Annotated in this window: 12 protein-coding genes; 5 read left to right on the top strand and 7 right to left on the bottom strand. The window is 71.0% G+C overall.

Annotated features, from left to right (window positions below; genetic code table 11):
• Window positions 1–44 precede the first annotated feature (44 nt).
• The gene (locus tag ACNKF0_RS06800; RefSeq protein ID WP_416956876.1) at window positions 45–641 is read left to right on the top strand and encodes a VOC family protein; all 597 of its coding nucleotides are present in this window, start codon (window positions 45–47) and stop codon (window positions 639–641) included.
• 44 nt (window positions 642–685) lie between these two features.
• On the opposite strand, the gene ACNKF0_RS06795 is transcribed toward ACNKF0_RS06800, so the two are convergent.
• From ACNKF0_RS06795 to ACNKF0_RS06785, 3 genes are all read right to left on the bottom strand, one after another.
• On the bottom strand, window positions 686–1,120 hold the full coding sequence (locus ACNKF0_RS06795) for an SRPBCC family protein (RefSeq protein WP_416956874.1): 435 nt from the start codon (window positions 1,118–1,120) through the stop codon (window positions 686–688).
• A 550-nt stretch (window positions 1,121–1,670) separates the two neighbouring features.
• Window positions 1,671–1,811, bottom strand: a complete 141-nt coding sequence (locus tag ACNKF0_RS06790) for a hypothetical protein (RefSeq protein WP_416956872.1) — start codon at window positions 1,809–1,811, stop codon at window positions 1,671–1,673.
• Between the two features lie 125 nt (window positions 1,812–1,936).
• The gene (locus ACNKF0_RS06785; protein ID WP_416956870.1) at window positions 1,937–3,958 is read right to left on the bottom strand and encodes an MFS transporter; all 2,022 of its coding nucleotides are present in this window, start codon (window positions 3,956–3,958) and stop codon (window positions 1,937–1,939) included.
• 308 nt (window positions 3,959–4,266) lie between these two features.
• Here ACNKF0_RS06785 and ACNKF0_RS06780 point away from each other — a divergent pair, with 308 nt between their 5' ends.
• From ACNKF0_RS06780 to ACNKF0_RS06770, 3 genes are all read left to right on the top strand, one after another.
• Window positions 4,267–5,703, top strand: coding sequence for a calcium-binding protein (locus ACNKF0_RS06780; protein WP_416956868.1), 1,437 nt, complete (start codon window positions 4,267–4,269; stop codon window positions 5,701–5,703).
• 141 nt (window positions 5,704–5,844) lie between these two features.
• On the top strand, window positions 5,845–6,297 hold the full coding sequence (locus tag ACNKF0_RS06775; RefSeq protein WP_416956866.1) for a DUF6326 family protein: 453 nt from the start codon (window positions 5,845–5,847) through the stop codon (window positions 6,295–6,297).
• Between the two features lie 403 nt (window positions 6,298–6,700).
• On the top strand, window positions 6,701–6,955 hold the full coding sequence (locus ACNKF0_RS06770) for a hypothetical protein (protein WP_416956864.1): 255 nt from the start codon (window positions 6,701–6,703) through the stop codon (window positions 6,953–6,955).
• A gap of 220 nt (window positions 6,956–7,175) precedes the next feature.
• Here ACNKF0_RS06770 and ACNKF0_RS06765 read toward each other — a convergent pair whose 3' ends face one another.
• Entirely contained in the window at window positions 7,176–8,474 is a 1,299-nt protein-coding gene (locus ACNKF0_RS06765) for a DUF222 domain-containing protein (protein WP_416956862.1), read from the bottom strand.
• A gap of 239 nt (window positions 8,475–8,713) precedes the next feature.
• On the opposite strand from ACNKF0_RS06765, the gene ACNKF0_RS06760 reads away from it, so the two are divergent.
• A complete protein-coding gene (locus ACNKF0_RS06760; protein WP_416956860.1) occupies window positions 8,714–9,658 on the top strand; it encodes a DUF1214 domain-containing protein in 945 nt (314 codons plus the stop codon).
• 39 nt (window positions 9,659–9,697) lie between these two features.
• Here ACNKF0_RS06760 and ACNKF0_RS06755 read toward each other — a convergent pair whose 3' ends face one another.
• The 3 genes from ACNKF0_RS06755 to paaK all read right to left on the bottom strand — a co-directional run bounded on the left by ACNKF0_RS06755 (window position 9,698) and on the right by paaK (window position 13,845).
• Complete coding sequence (locus ACNKF0_RS06755) at window positions 9,698–10,171, bottom strand: DUF5709 domain-containing protein (RefSeq protein WP_416956858.1); 474 nt, start codon at window positions 10,169–10,171, stop codon at window positions 9,698–9,700.
• Window positions 10,172–10,223: 52 nt separating this feature from the next.
• Window positions 10,224–12,338, bottom strand: coding sequence for a DEAD/DEAH box helicase (locus tag ACNKF0_RS06750; protein ID WP_416956856.1), 2,115 nt, complete (start codon window positions 12,336–12,338; stop codon window positions 10,224–10,226).
• A gap of 199 nt (window positions 12,339–12,537) precedes the next feature.
• Window positions 12,538–13,845 carry a phenylacetate--CoA ligase PaaK gene (paaK, locus tag ACNKF0_RS06745; RefSeq protein ID WP_416956854.1) on the bottom strand — a complete coding sequence of 436 codons (1,308 nt, stop codon included), beginning with the start codon at window positions 13,843–13,845 and terminating at the stop codon, window positions 12,538–12,540.
• Window positions 13,846–13,877 lie beyond the last annotated feature (32 nt).

Genomic DNA, 13,877 nt, shown 5'->3' with positions numbered 1-13,877 from the left:
AGGCCCGTCGCGCGCAGCTACGATGGCGGACGGAGGAGGCGGCGATGGTCGATCCGTGGAGCGACATCCTCGGGGACTGTCGGGCGTTCGCCGCGCAGCAGCGCGACCGGCTGCTCAACCGCGGCATCGACATCGGCCCGTACCCGCTCAGCCACCTCGCGTTCCGCGTGCTCGAGTGGGACCAGTACGTTCACGTGCGCACCCTGCTCGAGCGCCACGCGCTCGCCAACCGGGAGAACGTCTGGAACGGGCGCCCGATCTCCCTGATCGTCCCTGCCGAGCCGCTCGAGGTGCTCGACGGCAAGCTCGTGCCGCTCATCGAGCTCATCCCTCCGGTGCACCAGCGCGTCTACAAGATGGGGTTGGAGCACATCGGCGTCGTGGTCGGCGACGCGTTCGACTCGTTCGTCGCGACCCACAAGCCCGTCCTCACCGGACAGCAGTTCCAGGGCCCGGACAGCACGCCGGACCCCGTCTACGTCCTGTTCGAGGACTTCACGCACGCGAAGTTCTACCGGCTCTCGTTGCGGGCCTCCGTCGAGCTCCACTCCGACCCCTTCGTCGACGGCTTCCACCACGTCGACGGCTGGTCGCCCCAACGGGTCGTGACCGCGACCGGGCCCAATCCCCTGCCGCGGTGACAGGGACCTCCGCTTCCCGCGTCGTCCCGGCGGCCGGTTGACGCTCACCCCTGGGCGAACCGGTCGAGCTCCTTGCGCCACATCCGGGCGATGACGCCGTTCATCGTGTGGTGCAGCAGGAAGATCGCGACCTTGTCCCGCGGGCGTACGGGATGGGTTCCCCACTCGACGTGGAGCCGGCTGCCGTCCGCTCCGTGCGGGGCGATGCGGATGAAGCCCTCGCCGGGGTCGCCGTGGTTGGTCTCGAGCTCCGTCCACCGGATCAGGCGGGGGTCGGACCAGTCGTAGCGGACGACGACCCAGTACGGCGATCGCGGCGACCCTTCCTTCGCCACGGCCCAAGTGTCGCCCTGCTCCCTGACCTCGTAGACCTTCGGGTCCAGCGTCTTCTTCCAGATCTGGAGCCTGCGGTCGGTGAAGTCGGTCATCGCCTCGAGCACCTGCTCGGGGGACGCCCGCGTGACGAGGTCGAACTTCATCGCACCCGCGCCCGCTCCATGGAATCAGGCTAAGGACGCCGATCGGCGGCGCGCAACCACTCCGTCGTGACGGCGGGGCACCGTCACCCGACCCACTGGGCGGGAGCCGGGACGCATCACGAGCGGCAACCTGGGAACGGGATGACAGCCATCCACGACCGAGGGGACGAGCCCATGACCAGCCCGGACGACCAGACAGCCAAGCCTGCAACCGAGGAGAGGCGAGCGACGCCGAACTCGTCCGGTCCGGAGGGAGCGGCAGGCGGCATGGGGTCCAGCAGCGAACACGTCGGCCCCACCGGAAGGGGCCAGGTCGGGACCGACGGTCTTCGGGACACGAGCCGCCTCGAGACCTCGGAGGAGGCACCTCCGGAGCAGAGTTCGGGCGGCGAGGAGCCGCGGCCGGACGGTGTCGACCCCAAGGCGGGGTACCCCCGGCTGGACCCGCGGCACGAGGACAAGCCCTACCAACCCTGACTCGACGCGACACGCTTCCGGGAGATGACGGATGCTGACCTGCAGGCGTGACCGGACCGAGCGATCGGCACCTCTAACCGCCGCCGCCGTCTCCGCCGTCGCCACCGCCGTTGGCCTGACCGCCGGTCCTGGTGGCCTTCACGGGCCCGCGTCGAGCGTTCTCGATGACCAGGGCGACGAGCAGCACGACAAGGACGACGACGAGGTACGTCATCTCGCTCGCCTCTGTGGTGGTGCGCCGGGCGTCGCGTTGGCTGCCATGAGTCCCCCCAGGTGTCGAGTGATCCGAGTCTGCCACCGCTGCGACCTCCAGCAACACCACCGGATCGCCGAGCCCGGTCAGGAGGTGGCGTCCTCCGACGGTCGAGGATCGGGCAGATCGGGCAGCACCAGGTTGAAACGTCGTCGCTGGGCACTGATGACCACGTCCTCGGACTCGGCGGCGCCCGTGCGCGGGTCGAGGGCGGTCAGCACGTACCGGCCCAGCGGTGGCAGTCCGATCTCGTAGTGCCCCTGCTCGTCCGTCCGGGTCGCGCCCGCGGACTCACCCGACGAGTCCGTCAGTACGACGAGCGCGTCGTCGATGGGCCATCCGTCGCGCGAGATGACCCCGGCGACCGTGAGGCGCTGGTCGAGGTGCAGCACGGGTACGGCGTCGGCCGAGAGGTGGCGGAGCTCGGACCGCGCCGCCCAGCCCTCCGCGGAGCAGATCACGAGGTACTCCCCCGCACCGGGCAGCACGACCGACCAGCGACCGTCGTTGTCGGCGCGAGCCCAGTCCGCCTGGCGTCCCGTGCGGTCGAGCATCGAGACCACCGCCAGTCGCGCCGGCTTGCCGTCGCCACGCTGCACCCGACCTCGTACGACGACCTCCGCACCGACGTCCGCCCGGCGCACCGAGTCGCCCCGCACGGCGGCCGGAGGACCCCCGGGCAGGACGGGAGCACCGGCGAGGACGGGCGCGATCCGTGCCGGGATCATGAACCCGACGGCGGCGGCGAGGAACGCAGCCCCCGCGGCGAGCCAGTTCATGGCGTGCAACGCGGCCTCGGAGGGGTACGGGCTCCCGGCGACGGTGCCGGCGGCGAGGACCGCCGCGACGGTCGCTGAGCAGGTGGAGGTTCCGATGGAGCGGACCACGGTGTTGAGCCCGTTGGCGGCAGCCGTCTCGCTGATCGGCACCGACTGCATGATGAGCACCGGCATGGCCGCGAAGCTCACCGCGATGCCGACCGACACGATGCAGACGGCCAGCACGAGCTGGGCGAGGGTCGCGTCGAGCAGGACGCGCACGACGTAGCCGAAACCCGTGATGACGAGCCCCGCCACCAACGTGATCCGAGCGCCGAAGCGCCGCGTGATCGACGCCGACACCGGCGCCATGACGACCATCAGCACGCCGCCGGGCAGCATCGCCAGCCCGGCCTGGGTGACGTCCAGGCCGAAGCCGACCCCGGTCTCGACCGGGATCTGGAGCTGCTGGGTCGCGACCAGCAGGTTGGCGAACATCGCGAACCCGGCGAGGAGGGAGGCGATGTTGGTGAGGAGCACCGGCCGCCGCGTCGACGTACGCAGGTCCACCAGTGGCTCGCCCGTCCGCAGCTCCCACGGTGCCCAGAGCGCGAAGAGGAGGAAGGACAGCGTGAACGACAGCAGGGTCCACTGCGAGGTCCACCCCCACGTGCCTCCCTTCGAGATGCCCAGGAGGAGTGACGTCAGCGCCAGGGACATCAGGATCGCGCCGGGCCAGTCGAAGCGACCGGGCGTCCTCACCCCGGACTCCGGCACCACGGCCAGGACGAGGACCAGCATCACGGCAGCCATGACGACGCTCCCCCAGAACACGGCCTGCCACCCGAAGGCGTCGTAGATGACGCCCGACAGCGGGAGCCCCACCGCTCCCCCGATGCCGAGCGTCGCGCTCATCAGCGCGACCGCTCCACCGATCCGTTCCGGCGGGAGCTCGTCGCGCATCATCGAGATGCCGATCGGGATCAGCGCGGGTGCGAAGCCCTGCAGGGCCCGTGCGGCGATCAGCCCGGCCAACGAGTCGCTCACGGCGCCGAGGAGAGAGCCGGCGAGCAACACGACCAGCGAGACCACGACCATCCGCCGCTTGCCGTGCATGTCAGCCAGGCGGGACAGGATGGGCGTCGCCACCGCGCTCGTCAGCAGCGTGACGGTGACCAGCCACGAGGCGTTGTCCGAGGTCGTGCCCAGCAGCTCCGGGAAGTCGGGCAGCAGCGGCACGACCAGGGTCTGCATGAGCGACACCGACGTGCCGCACAGGGCCAGAACCAGCACGATCAGGCCCGAGCGACTCGACCGCTCGCGCTCCAGCTCGTCCTTCGTGGCAGCCACGGTCACCGACAAGACCGCGCTCCATCACTCATGGAGCCGACCCTAGTCCCGTTCCTCGGCCCACCGAGGCGGCGGGCCACCGCCCTCACAGCAGCGGCAGACGTGCGGTGGCGACGTCCTACTTTTCCCGGACCGCTCGGGACTCCCGTCCCGTGCGCGGTGCGCGCGAGGCGCTCATCCTGAAGGGCATCGGACGCGGGCAAGGAGACGAGGACATGGACACACGCCAAGACGCGGATCTGCCGTCGAGGAACACGCTGCTGCACGCCATGGCTCCGCCTTCGTGGAGGTGGACGCCCGGAGGGCGCATGGCGCCTCGCCTGGCCCTTGCCGGCCTCGCGCTGGTCGCGCCACTTCTCCCCGCCGTCCCGGCAGGTGCCGTCGCGGGGACGTGCGAGGGCAGGCCTGCGACGCACCTCGGCACGCCGGGAGACGACGTACTGACGGGGACCGACGGCGACGACGTGATGGTCGGGCTGGGGGGCGACGACACGATCTGGGGGTTGCTCGGCAACGACGTCATCTGCGGCGACGAGGGATCGGACACGCTCATCGGGCGCGCCGGCGACGACCGCCTGCTGGGCGGGCTCGACAGCGATGCCGGCGGCGACATCATCTGGCCGGGAGTGGGCAACGACTTCGTCGACGGAGGCCTCGACCCCCTGACGCGCGACGACTACTCCGTCCCCGCGGACACCGTGCTCTACTCGGACCTCCTCGCCGCCGGCTTCCCGGGCGGGATCAGGGCCGACCTCACGCCGGTCGGCGGGCTCGGCTTCGTCGCAGAGCCGTCAGGCACCGACCAGATCGTCGTCACCGAGGCCCAGAGCATCGCGGGCACACGCACGGCGGACGTCCTGATCGGATCGCCGTACCTCGACGTTCTCGTGGGTCGCGGCGGCGCCGACCAGATCGACGGCGCCGGCGGCAACGACACCCTCCTCTCGGACTTCACGGACGCGGTCGTCGACCCGGCCACCGATGGCCCCGACGACATCGACGGAGGGCCCGGCACCGACTGGATCGCCCTGGGGCAGGCGGGAGGTACGGCGCGCGGTGGGGAGGACATGGACCACCTCGAGGCCCACCCGGCGACCGGCCCGGCCGTCCTCCGCGGCCAGGACGGGGACGACCAGCTCTGGGCCCAGTCCGTGGAGGACGTCGACGTCGACGGGGGTCGAGGCCACGACGACATCGACGTCCGGCTCACCCCTGCCTCCCGTGGCGTGTCGGTGGACGGGGGCAGCGCCAGGGACCTCGTGACCTTCGACGTGCGCAAGGCGGGCTTCGGCAAGGGTTCGACGATCACCGTGGACCTGGGCCGCGGCGTCCTCCGGGCCAAGGCGCGCGCCGGTCGGCTGCGCGGCCTCGAGGTGCTCTGGATCAAGGGCGAGGACGCACGCTGGCGGATCCGCGGCACGCACCGCAACGAGGACGTGATCATGCAGGGAGGACGCAGCCTGGAGGCCTCGATGCGCGGCGGGCGCGACTCCGTCGTCGCCACGCGGGGACGCGACGTCCTGGACCTCGGTCAGGGTCGCGGCGACTTCGCGAACGGCCGCATGGGACGGGACACCTGCCTCGGCGCCGAGCGGGTCAGGAGCTGCGAGGTCCTGCGCTCCGGCCGGTCCGATCGAGCCGCGCGTCAGGCAGGTACGACGGAACGGGATGCGGTCGAGCGACTCGAGCGCGGCCTGCACGTCGTGGCACGGATGCCCATCGAGGTCTCTGCGCTTCGGCGGTGACGGTGATCCCCTGCTCGCGGATCGGCCGATCGGCCAGAGATTCCCGTACCAGAGGCCAGGAAGACCATGCCGCCGGGCCGATGGCACGGGGCGGTCCCTCGTCCATCGTGGCATCAAACCACCGATGAGAAGGACGAGACCATGAGCATCACGACCAGGACCACGTACGACACCGCGGCCAAGCCGGCCCTCCACGATCCGCCCACGCCGGTCAGGGCGAAGCTCGCCGCAGCCTGGGCCAGCTTCATGTTCTTCTACATCTACGTCGACTACCTGCACCTCTACAAGCCGGGCGCGATCGACGACATCCTGGCCGGCGTCGTCTTCGAGTTCGACATCAGCCAGACCTTCGCCGTCAGCTCGCTCGCGCTGGTGGGCATCCCGAGCCTCATGATCCTGCTCTCCATGGCGCTACCCGCCCGTGCGAGCCGCACGCTCAACCTCGTCGTGGCCGCGCTCTACCTCCCGGTCTCGGCGTTCAACGTGCTCGGTGAGTCCTGGCTCTACTTCTACGGCCTCGGCGTCGTGGTCGAGGTGATCGTCCTCGCCTACATCCTCCGCACCTCGTGGACCTGGCCTCGTACGGCGGCGTGAGCGGGCTGGGGCGATCGCGGCGCTGTGACGCGCCTTGCGCAGCACGCAGTCACACTCGCGCCGCTACTCGGTGAGGAACGCCAGTGGTGCTGCATGAGTCCATGACGTTCGGCGCTTGCGGTCGAACCAGGCAGAGGCGTTCACTAGTAGGTCCAGCACCGCGCAGGCCTGCGGGGCGCCACGTCATCAAAGGGGCTCGCAATGACCGTGTTGCAAGGTGACCTGCATCTGCTCGAGGACCCGGTAGCGCAGGACCTGCTCGGCTCGAAAGAACTGGCTCGTCTCGCCTACACCTGGCTCGCCGGCACCCCACGGGTGGTCCCGATCTGGTTCCATTGGACCGCTCACGTTCGGAAGCCCACCAAAGGCCCCGAAGATCCGCGCCCTGCAGCGAGAGCCGCGGGTGGCCGTCACGATCGACGCGGCCGGCGGCTGGCCCTACCACGCGCTGATGGTTCGTGGTGACGTTGCGGTGGAGATGCTGGACGACGTCTCCGAGGAGTACGCCGCCGCCGCGCGCCGCTACTTCGGCGATGACCAGGGCGATGCCTGGGTCCAGCAGCTCAGCGGTCAGCCGATGGCCAGGATCACCTTGACGCCGTCGTGGGTGGGCCTGCTCGACTTCGAGACCAGGTTCCCGAGCGCGCTGTCCATGTGAACCGTCCTGGCTCGCTGGATGGGAGGACGCCTGTCCCACGATCAGGGCGGCCGCGGGGTCCCTGCGCCTAGAGCGGCGGAAGGCACTGCTGCACGGATAGGTGACATCTCATCTGCGGCGCTGTGCAGCGACCTTCTGGCGCGGACCGATCGGTGGTGCCGCGAAGGACCTGCGTGACTACCAGCCAGTCGGCAAAGCAAAGAACTTGCGGCCCATCGGCCTACGTCCGCCTGGCGAACGACACCTTGTTGTCGGCGTGGACGGTCATGGCGTAGCGGGAGCTGTGGGCCAGGCGGTGGTGGCGGGGGCAGAGCAGGCGGCCGTTGGCCAGATCGGTGAGGCCGAGGCGGGACCAGGGAGCGTCGTGGTGGGCGTGGCAGCCGGACGCCGACGTCTGACAGCCCTTGGTGGTGCAGCCGCCGTCGCGCAGACCGAGGGCGACCCGCTGTGCCTTGGTGAAGAACCGGGCCGCGCGCCCCAGGTCGAGCGGCTGGGAGTCAGAGCCGAGCACGGCGGGGATGATCCCGGCCTCGCAAGCGATCCGGCGCGCCTGCCCGGCTGACATCCGCGAGCCGTCGTCGAGGAGGGCAGTGGCGTGCTCGGCCAGCAGCTGCTCGAGCGTCATGGTCACCACGATCGTGGCGTTGACCCCTGCGGTCTGCGGGGTGGCTGCGACCGGGTAGCGCTCGACGTACTCGATGAAGGCCTCACCGAGACGCCGGCGCAGGGGCTTGAGGTCGCCGGACTCGTCGCGCAGCTCGGCCTCGGTGTGCCGCGCCGGGTTGGCGAGGGCCAGGAGGTGACGCTTGAACATCGCGCCGATGTGGGACGGCACGGTGAAGCGACCGTGGCACCGGCCGTTGCCGTCGTCGCTCAGGGTGAGCTCGACACCGGCCACCGCTCGGGCTTCCTCGGCCTCGAAGACCGCCTCCTCGTGCGACTCCCCCACCTCGGGAGCCACGACGTCCAGGATGCGCTTGCCGATCTGTCGCAGGTCGCGGGCGTCGTGCTTGCTCGCGAACCCCAGCATCGCCGCCTCCGCGCGCCCGCGGGTCTCGGCGTCCACCCGGGCAGGAAGGGCGTCCACGGCCTCCGCGATGACGCGCGCCTGGTCGACGCGCACCTCTCCGTCGGCGAGCGCGCGTGCCACCGGGGCGTGGATGTCGCGCTGCAGAGCCAGGCCCAGCTTCACCATCCGGGAGGCCTCGGCCCGCGTCAGCAGGCTCAAGCCGGACCACCACTGATGCGTGTGCTGGGCACCGGTCGCCTCGCCCAACCGCCGTCGGTCGGCCTCCGCAGCGCTCCGGCACTCCGCCGCCGCCAGCCGGCTCGACGCGACGGTCGTCGCCGTCAGCAGCCGCTCCACGTCGGGGTCGGCCAGCCCGCCCATCCCCAGCTCCAGCAGCTCCCCCAGCACGTCGTCGAGACGTCGCAGCAGTGCGGTCACCCGCGGCGACGCATCGGCGTCGACACCGGGCGCCCGCCACAAGGCGTCGTCCTCGGCTGGGATGGCACTCACGGCTGGACCTCTCCACGCCACGCAGGCGCGTCGACAACAGGAGGGCCAGATGTCAGGAGGTGTGTGCGGCCGGAATGTCGGCGATCAGGTGGGGCCCGAGCTCGCTCGCTCGAATATGTGTTCGATTGTACACCCGATGGCCGGGCACATCAACCGGGCAAGGGTCTGGCGGGCCCCCGCGGCCGCGATCACCTGAAGCGGGTGAACACACGCCTCATCCGTGCGCGCAGGATCCCGACGTGACCCCGATCAACGTGAACGTCGACAACTTCGCCCGGGCCGAGACCCACCGCATGATGACCGACCTCCAGCGCGAGGCCGGCGGAGTCAACAGGTTCGCGCACAACCGCACTCCGGCGCCGGTCGACCGGCAGACCGTCATCCGCATGAACCGCGACACGCTCTACAGCTTCGCGGTGGTCGACGTCGGCGACGGAGCGACGCTCACGGTGCCCGACGCCGGGGGCCGCTACCTGTCGGTGATGGCGGTCAACGAGGACCACTACATCAACCGGGTCATCCACGAACACGGCACGTACGAGCTCACGGCCGCCGACCTGGGCAGCGACCATGTCGTGCTCGCGGCTCGTACCCTGGTCGACCCGCGGGACCCCGGCGACCTCACCGCAGTCGCCGCGCTGCAGGACCAGCTCAGGCTCGAAGTGGCCGGCGGCCGCGCCTTCACCGCACCCGACTACGACACCGCGAGCCTGGACCGCACCCGCCAGGCCTTGTTGAGCCTCGCCGCCGACATGACGTCCTTCGAGTCGAGCTTCGGGCGCGCCGAGGACGTCGACCCGGTGCACCACCTGATCGGCTCCGCCGCCGGCTGGGGCGGGCTGCCGGACGCCGAGGCCACCTACGTCGGGGTCTCCCCCGGCCTGCCCGTGGGCGAGTACGAGCTCACGGTGGCCCCCGACGTACCGGTCGACGGTTTCTGGTCCATCTCGGTCTACAACGCCGAGGGCTACTTCGAGCCCAACGAGCGTGACGCCTACAGCCTCAACAGCATCACCGCTGCCCGCAACGACGACGGCAGCGTGACGGTCCGCTTCGGCGGCGACGGCGACCCGGCCCGCAACTCGCTCCCCATCACCGACGGCTGGAACTACCTGGTCCGGCTCTACCGCCCGCGACCCGAGGTCCTCTCGCGGGCGTGGAGCTTCCCCTCGCTCGCCATGTGAGAAAACGCTCGCCGCGCGAGGGGAGCCACCGCGTCAGTGCTAGTAGTCGTCGCCGCTCGCGTCCGGGTCGGGCTCGCGGGTGATGTGCATGGCCGCCTCCTCCGCGGAGGCGCCGGCGCCGTCGATGCCGACGTCGTGGGCGACCTCCTGCTTGTCGACGTCCTCCCCCAGCCCGGAGTCGGGGGCGACGAGACGGCCGGTGCGCTCGTCGGCCTCGTCGAGGCCGAGCTGCTCGTCGAGGGCGTTCTCGTCCTCGCGGTCGTCGTCGCGGTCGTCCTCGGCGTACGGGTCGATGTCGGGCTCCTCCTCGGCGAGCTTCTCGTCGAGGGACTCCCCCTGCCGGCGCTCGGCCTCGGTCGGGTAGTCGTCGTAGCCCTTCGGCGCCCGGTCGGGCGGCGAGTAGCCCCGGTCGAGCACGTCCTCGAGGTCACCGTCGTCCAGCGTGTCGCCCGGCTGGAGCTGGTCCTCGTCGTCGATCGACATGTCGAGATAGGTCTCGCGTTCCTCGCTCATGCCTACAGGCCTACCGGAGCAGACCGGCCCGGACAAGGGCCGAGCGACCTCATCAGCCGAGCTCGCGCTCCAACGCGTCGGTGAGCAGCGCGGCCAGGGCCTCGGTCTGGATGTTGGCCGAGGACCCGACCTCCTCGTCGGAGCCGTCGAGCGCCCGGGCGGCGAGGCCGGCCTTGGAGTCGATCAGCTCAGCGATGCGGGTGTCGATCGTCTGCGCGGCGATGATGCGCCACGCGGTGACGGGGTCGCTCTGACCGATGCGGTGCACGCGGTCGATCGCCTGGGTCTGCTCGGCGTCGGTCCACGAGAGCTCGGCGAGCACGACGTTGGAGGCCACCTGCAGGTTGACGCCGACACCGGCCGCGGCCAGCGAGCAGACGATGACCTGCACGTCGGGGTCGTTGACGAACGCGTCGATGGCCCGCTCACGGGCGCGGGGAGACTGGTCGCCACGGATCGAGGTGTGCTTGAGGCCGCGGCGGGTGAAGGTCTCCTCGGCGATGTCCATGACGTCGACGTGTCGGGCGAAGAAGACGACCTTGCCGACGTTGCGCGCGAGCTGGGCGGCGTAGTCGGCGGCGAGGCCGCCCTTGGCGCGACCGATGCGGCGGAACATCGAGAAGACGTTCTCGCCGCCCGTCCCCTGGTCCATCTCCTCGCGCTCCCACGTCGCGACGCGGCGGACGAGCTCGTGGTCGATGCCGTCGACGACGGAGCCCGTACGACGGGTCTCGAGCGCGGCCTTGTAGCGCTGGACCAGCCGCCGGGCGAGGTCCTCCTCGGCCGCCCGGATCGAGCGGGTGTCCTCGTCGTCGAGCTCGACGGGGATGTCCGCGATGCGGCGCGCCGGGATGTCCTCGGCGACGTCGACCTTGCGACGCCGCACGATGCCCATGTCGATGACCGCCTTGCGGGCCGCGGGGTAGAACGCGTGGTCCGCAGGGGTCAGGTCGGTCTCCTCGAGCGACTCCATCAGCCGCGCCAGCGGCTTGGTGTCGTCGACCCAGCCGAGGAACTGCCAGATCGCGCGGAAGTCCTCGATGTCGTTGATCAGCGGCGTGCCGGTCAGCGCCATCAGCAGCGGGCGGGCGGTGCGGGCGCGGAGCCGCTCGGAGAGCTCGAGCACGTGGCGCGAGCGCTGCGAGGTCTTGTTCTTGATGAAGTGGGCCTCGTCGACGACCATGCTGCGGAAGCCGAACGAGCCGAGCCAGTCGACGTGGCGGTCGAGGATCTCGTAGTTCACGATGATGACGTCGGCGAAGGCGTCGACCCGGTCGCCGTCACCGTGGATCACGGTGGCGCGGCGGCGCGGCGTCCAGCGCTCGGTCTCGCGGGCCCAGTTGGTCTTGACGACGTTGGGGCACACCACGAGGAGCGGGTAGGCGTCGGCTGCCTGCGCGGCGAGGAGCGCCTGCGCGGTCTTGCCGAGGCCGGGCTCGTCGGCCAGCAGGAAGGTGCGGTGGCCCTCCGCGGCCGCGGCGATCATCCGCGCCTGGTGCGGCATCAGCTCGAGCTTGCCCGGAGCGTTGAGCGAGGTGGCCTCGGGCAGCTCCATGCACGAGGAGGAGCCGCCGAGCTCGAAGGAACGGAACAGCGGGCCGAGCAGCTCCCACGACGACAGCCGCCCGTGCACGGAGCGACGCTCGCGGCCGATGCCGAAGTCGGGCTTGAGGAACGGGTTGGCCAGCTGGTGCTGGAGGACCGACTGCGGCACGACACGGCGCTCGCCGAGCCCCGGGCCGGCCTCGTCGTCGGGCTTCGGCTCCTCCGGCGCGACCTCGACGCCGGCCTTGCGCAGCATCTCCAGGCGCAGGTCGCGGGCGCTGTCGGTGACGACGGACTCCTCCGAGAGCAGGCCGAAGAGGGAGGGATCGCGGGTCGCGGTCTTGGCGAGGATCGTCGCGATGCCGTCGAGGCGCTTGAGCTCGTCGGCCTTCTGGGCGTCGGTCAGCTCGGTCGAGGCGCGTACGTCGCTGCGGTGCTCACGCACCAGGAGCGCGACCACCTGGAAGCGCACCCGCTGGCCGGGAGCGAGCGGACCGCGCTGAACGGCCGACTCGAGCTCGCGGACGGCTCGCGCCAGGACGGGGACGATGCCCTCGTTGTCCTTGTGGCGGGCGTGCGCAGGGGTGCGGCGGTTGCCGCGTTGACGCTGGCGCTGGGCCAAGGTGTCCTCCCGGACTCGGGTACGCGTCGTGGACAGGCGAGCCCGTGCGGCTCTGCCTGCACGCCACGGCGTGGAGGTGTGGAGCGGGCGCCAGGTGCGCGGTGTCCGGCGGATCGGGGGTGATCACAGCGACACGGCGTCTGGAACGCTGGTCCCCACTGTAGCCCCCACCGGCCCGTTGCCGGTAAACATCCCCCGATCAGCGTGCCGCGCGGTGGTCGACGATCCGGCGCATCTTGCCGACCGACCGCTCGATCGAGGCCACGTCGACCACGTCGACCCCGACGCTCACGCCGATGGACGCCTTGATCCGCCTGCCCAGCTCGTGCTGCGCCGCAGCGGCCTCGGCGTCGGTGGTGGCGTCGCGCCGCTCGACGCGGACCGTCAGGGTGTCGAGGTTCCCGGCGCGGTCGAGGTGGCACTGGAAGTGCGGCGACAGGGTCGGGATGCCGAGCACGATCTCCTCGATCTGGGTGGGGAACAGGTTGACCCCGCGCAGGATGATCATGTCGTCGGTGCGACCGGTGATCTTCTCCATCCGCCGCATGCTGCGGGCGGTGCCGGGCAGCAGCCGGGTCAGGTCGCGGGTGCGGTACCTGATGACGGGCATCGCCTGCTTGGTCAGCGTGGTGAAGACCAGCTCGCCCTCCTCGCCGTCGGGCAGCACCTCGCCGGTCACGGGGTCGATGACCTCGGGGTAGAAGTGGTCCTCCCAGACGTGCAGGCCGTCCTTGGTCTCGACGCACTCGCTCGCGACGCCGGGGCCGATCACCTCCGAGAGCCCGTAGATGTCGACGGCGTGCATGTCGGTGCGCTCCTCCATCTCGCGCCGCATGTCGTTGGTCCACGGCTCCGCGCCGAAGATGCCGACCTTGAGCGACGTCGAGCGCGGATCGACGCCCTGCGCCTCGAGCTCGTCGAGGATCGAGAGCATGTAGGACGGGGTCACCATGATGACGTCGGGCTCGAAGTCGAGGATCAGCTGCACCTGGCGCTGGGTCATCCCGCCGGAGACGGGCACGACCGTGCAGCCGAGGCGCTCGGCGCCGGCGTGCGCCCCCAGCCCGCCGGTGAAGAGCCCGTAGCCGTAGGCGTTGTGCAGGATCATCCCCTTGCGTCCGCCGGCGGCCCGGATGGAGCGCGCCACCACGTCGGCCCACATGTCGAGGTCGTCGCGCGTGTAGCCCACCACGGTCGGCTTGCCGGTCGTCCCGGTGGAGGCGTGGAGGCGTACGACGTCCGCGCGGGGCACCGCGAACATCCCGAACGGGTAGTTGTCGCGCAGCGTCGCCTTGGTGGTGAACGGCAGTCGGGCCAGGTCCGCCAGCGACCGTACGTCGTCGGGGCCGACGCCGGCCTCGTCGAAGGCCCGCCGGTAGTGCGCGACGTGGTCGTAGGCGTGGCGCACCGACCACTGGAGCCGCTCGAGCTGCAGTGTGCGCAGGTCCTCGACCGGTGCGGTCTCGATCGGGTCCAGGTCGCCGGGCCGGGGAGTCAGGTCGAGCACGGTGTGGTCCTCCGCTCGCGCGTGGTGGGTCG

It is taken from the genome of Nocardioides sp. T5, from assembly GCF_048161455.1.
In the GTDB taxonomy this organism is placed as follows: Bacteria; Actinomycetota; Actinomycetes; order Propionibacteriales; family Nocardioidaceae; genus Nocardioides.
The sequence above is the reverse complement of the archived record's forward strand: the minus strand, read 5'-3'. Positions and strand labels throughout refer to the sequence as shown.

Bases quoted from the DNA above. Each gene is read 5' to 3' on its own strand.
- ACNKF0_RS06800 (WP_416956876.1), top strand. From the start codon at position 45: ATGGTCGATCCGTGGAGCGACATCCTCGGGGACTGTCGGGCGTTCGCC.
- ACNKF0_RS06795 (WP_416956874.1), bottom strand. From the start codon at position 1,120: ATGAAGTTCGACCTCGTCACGCGGGCGTCCCCCGAGCAGGTGCTCGAG.
- ACNKF0_RS06790 (WP_416956872.1), bottom strand. From the start codon at position 1,811: ATGACGTACCTCGTCGTCGTCCTTGTCGTGCTGCTCGTCGCCCTGGTC.
- ACNKF0_RS06780 (WP_416956868.1), top strand. From the start codon at position 4,267: ATGGCGCCTCGCCTGGCCCTTGCCGGCCTCGCGCTGGTCGCGCCACTT.
- ACNKF0_RS06775 (WP_416956866.1), top strand. From the start codon at position 5,845: ATGAGCATCACGACCAGGACCACGTACGACACCGCGGCCAAGCCGGCC.
- ACNKF0_RS06755 (WP_416956858.1), bottom strand. From the start codon at position 10,171: ATGAGCGAGGAACGCGAGACCTATCTCGACATGTCGATCGACGACGAG.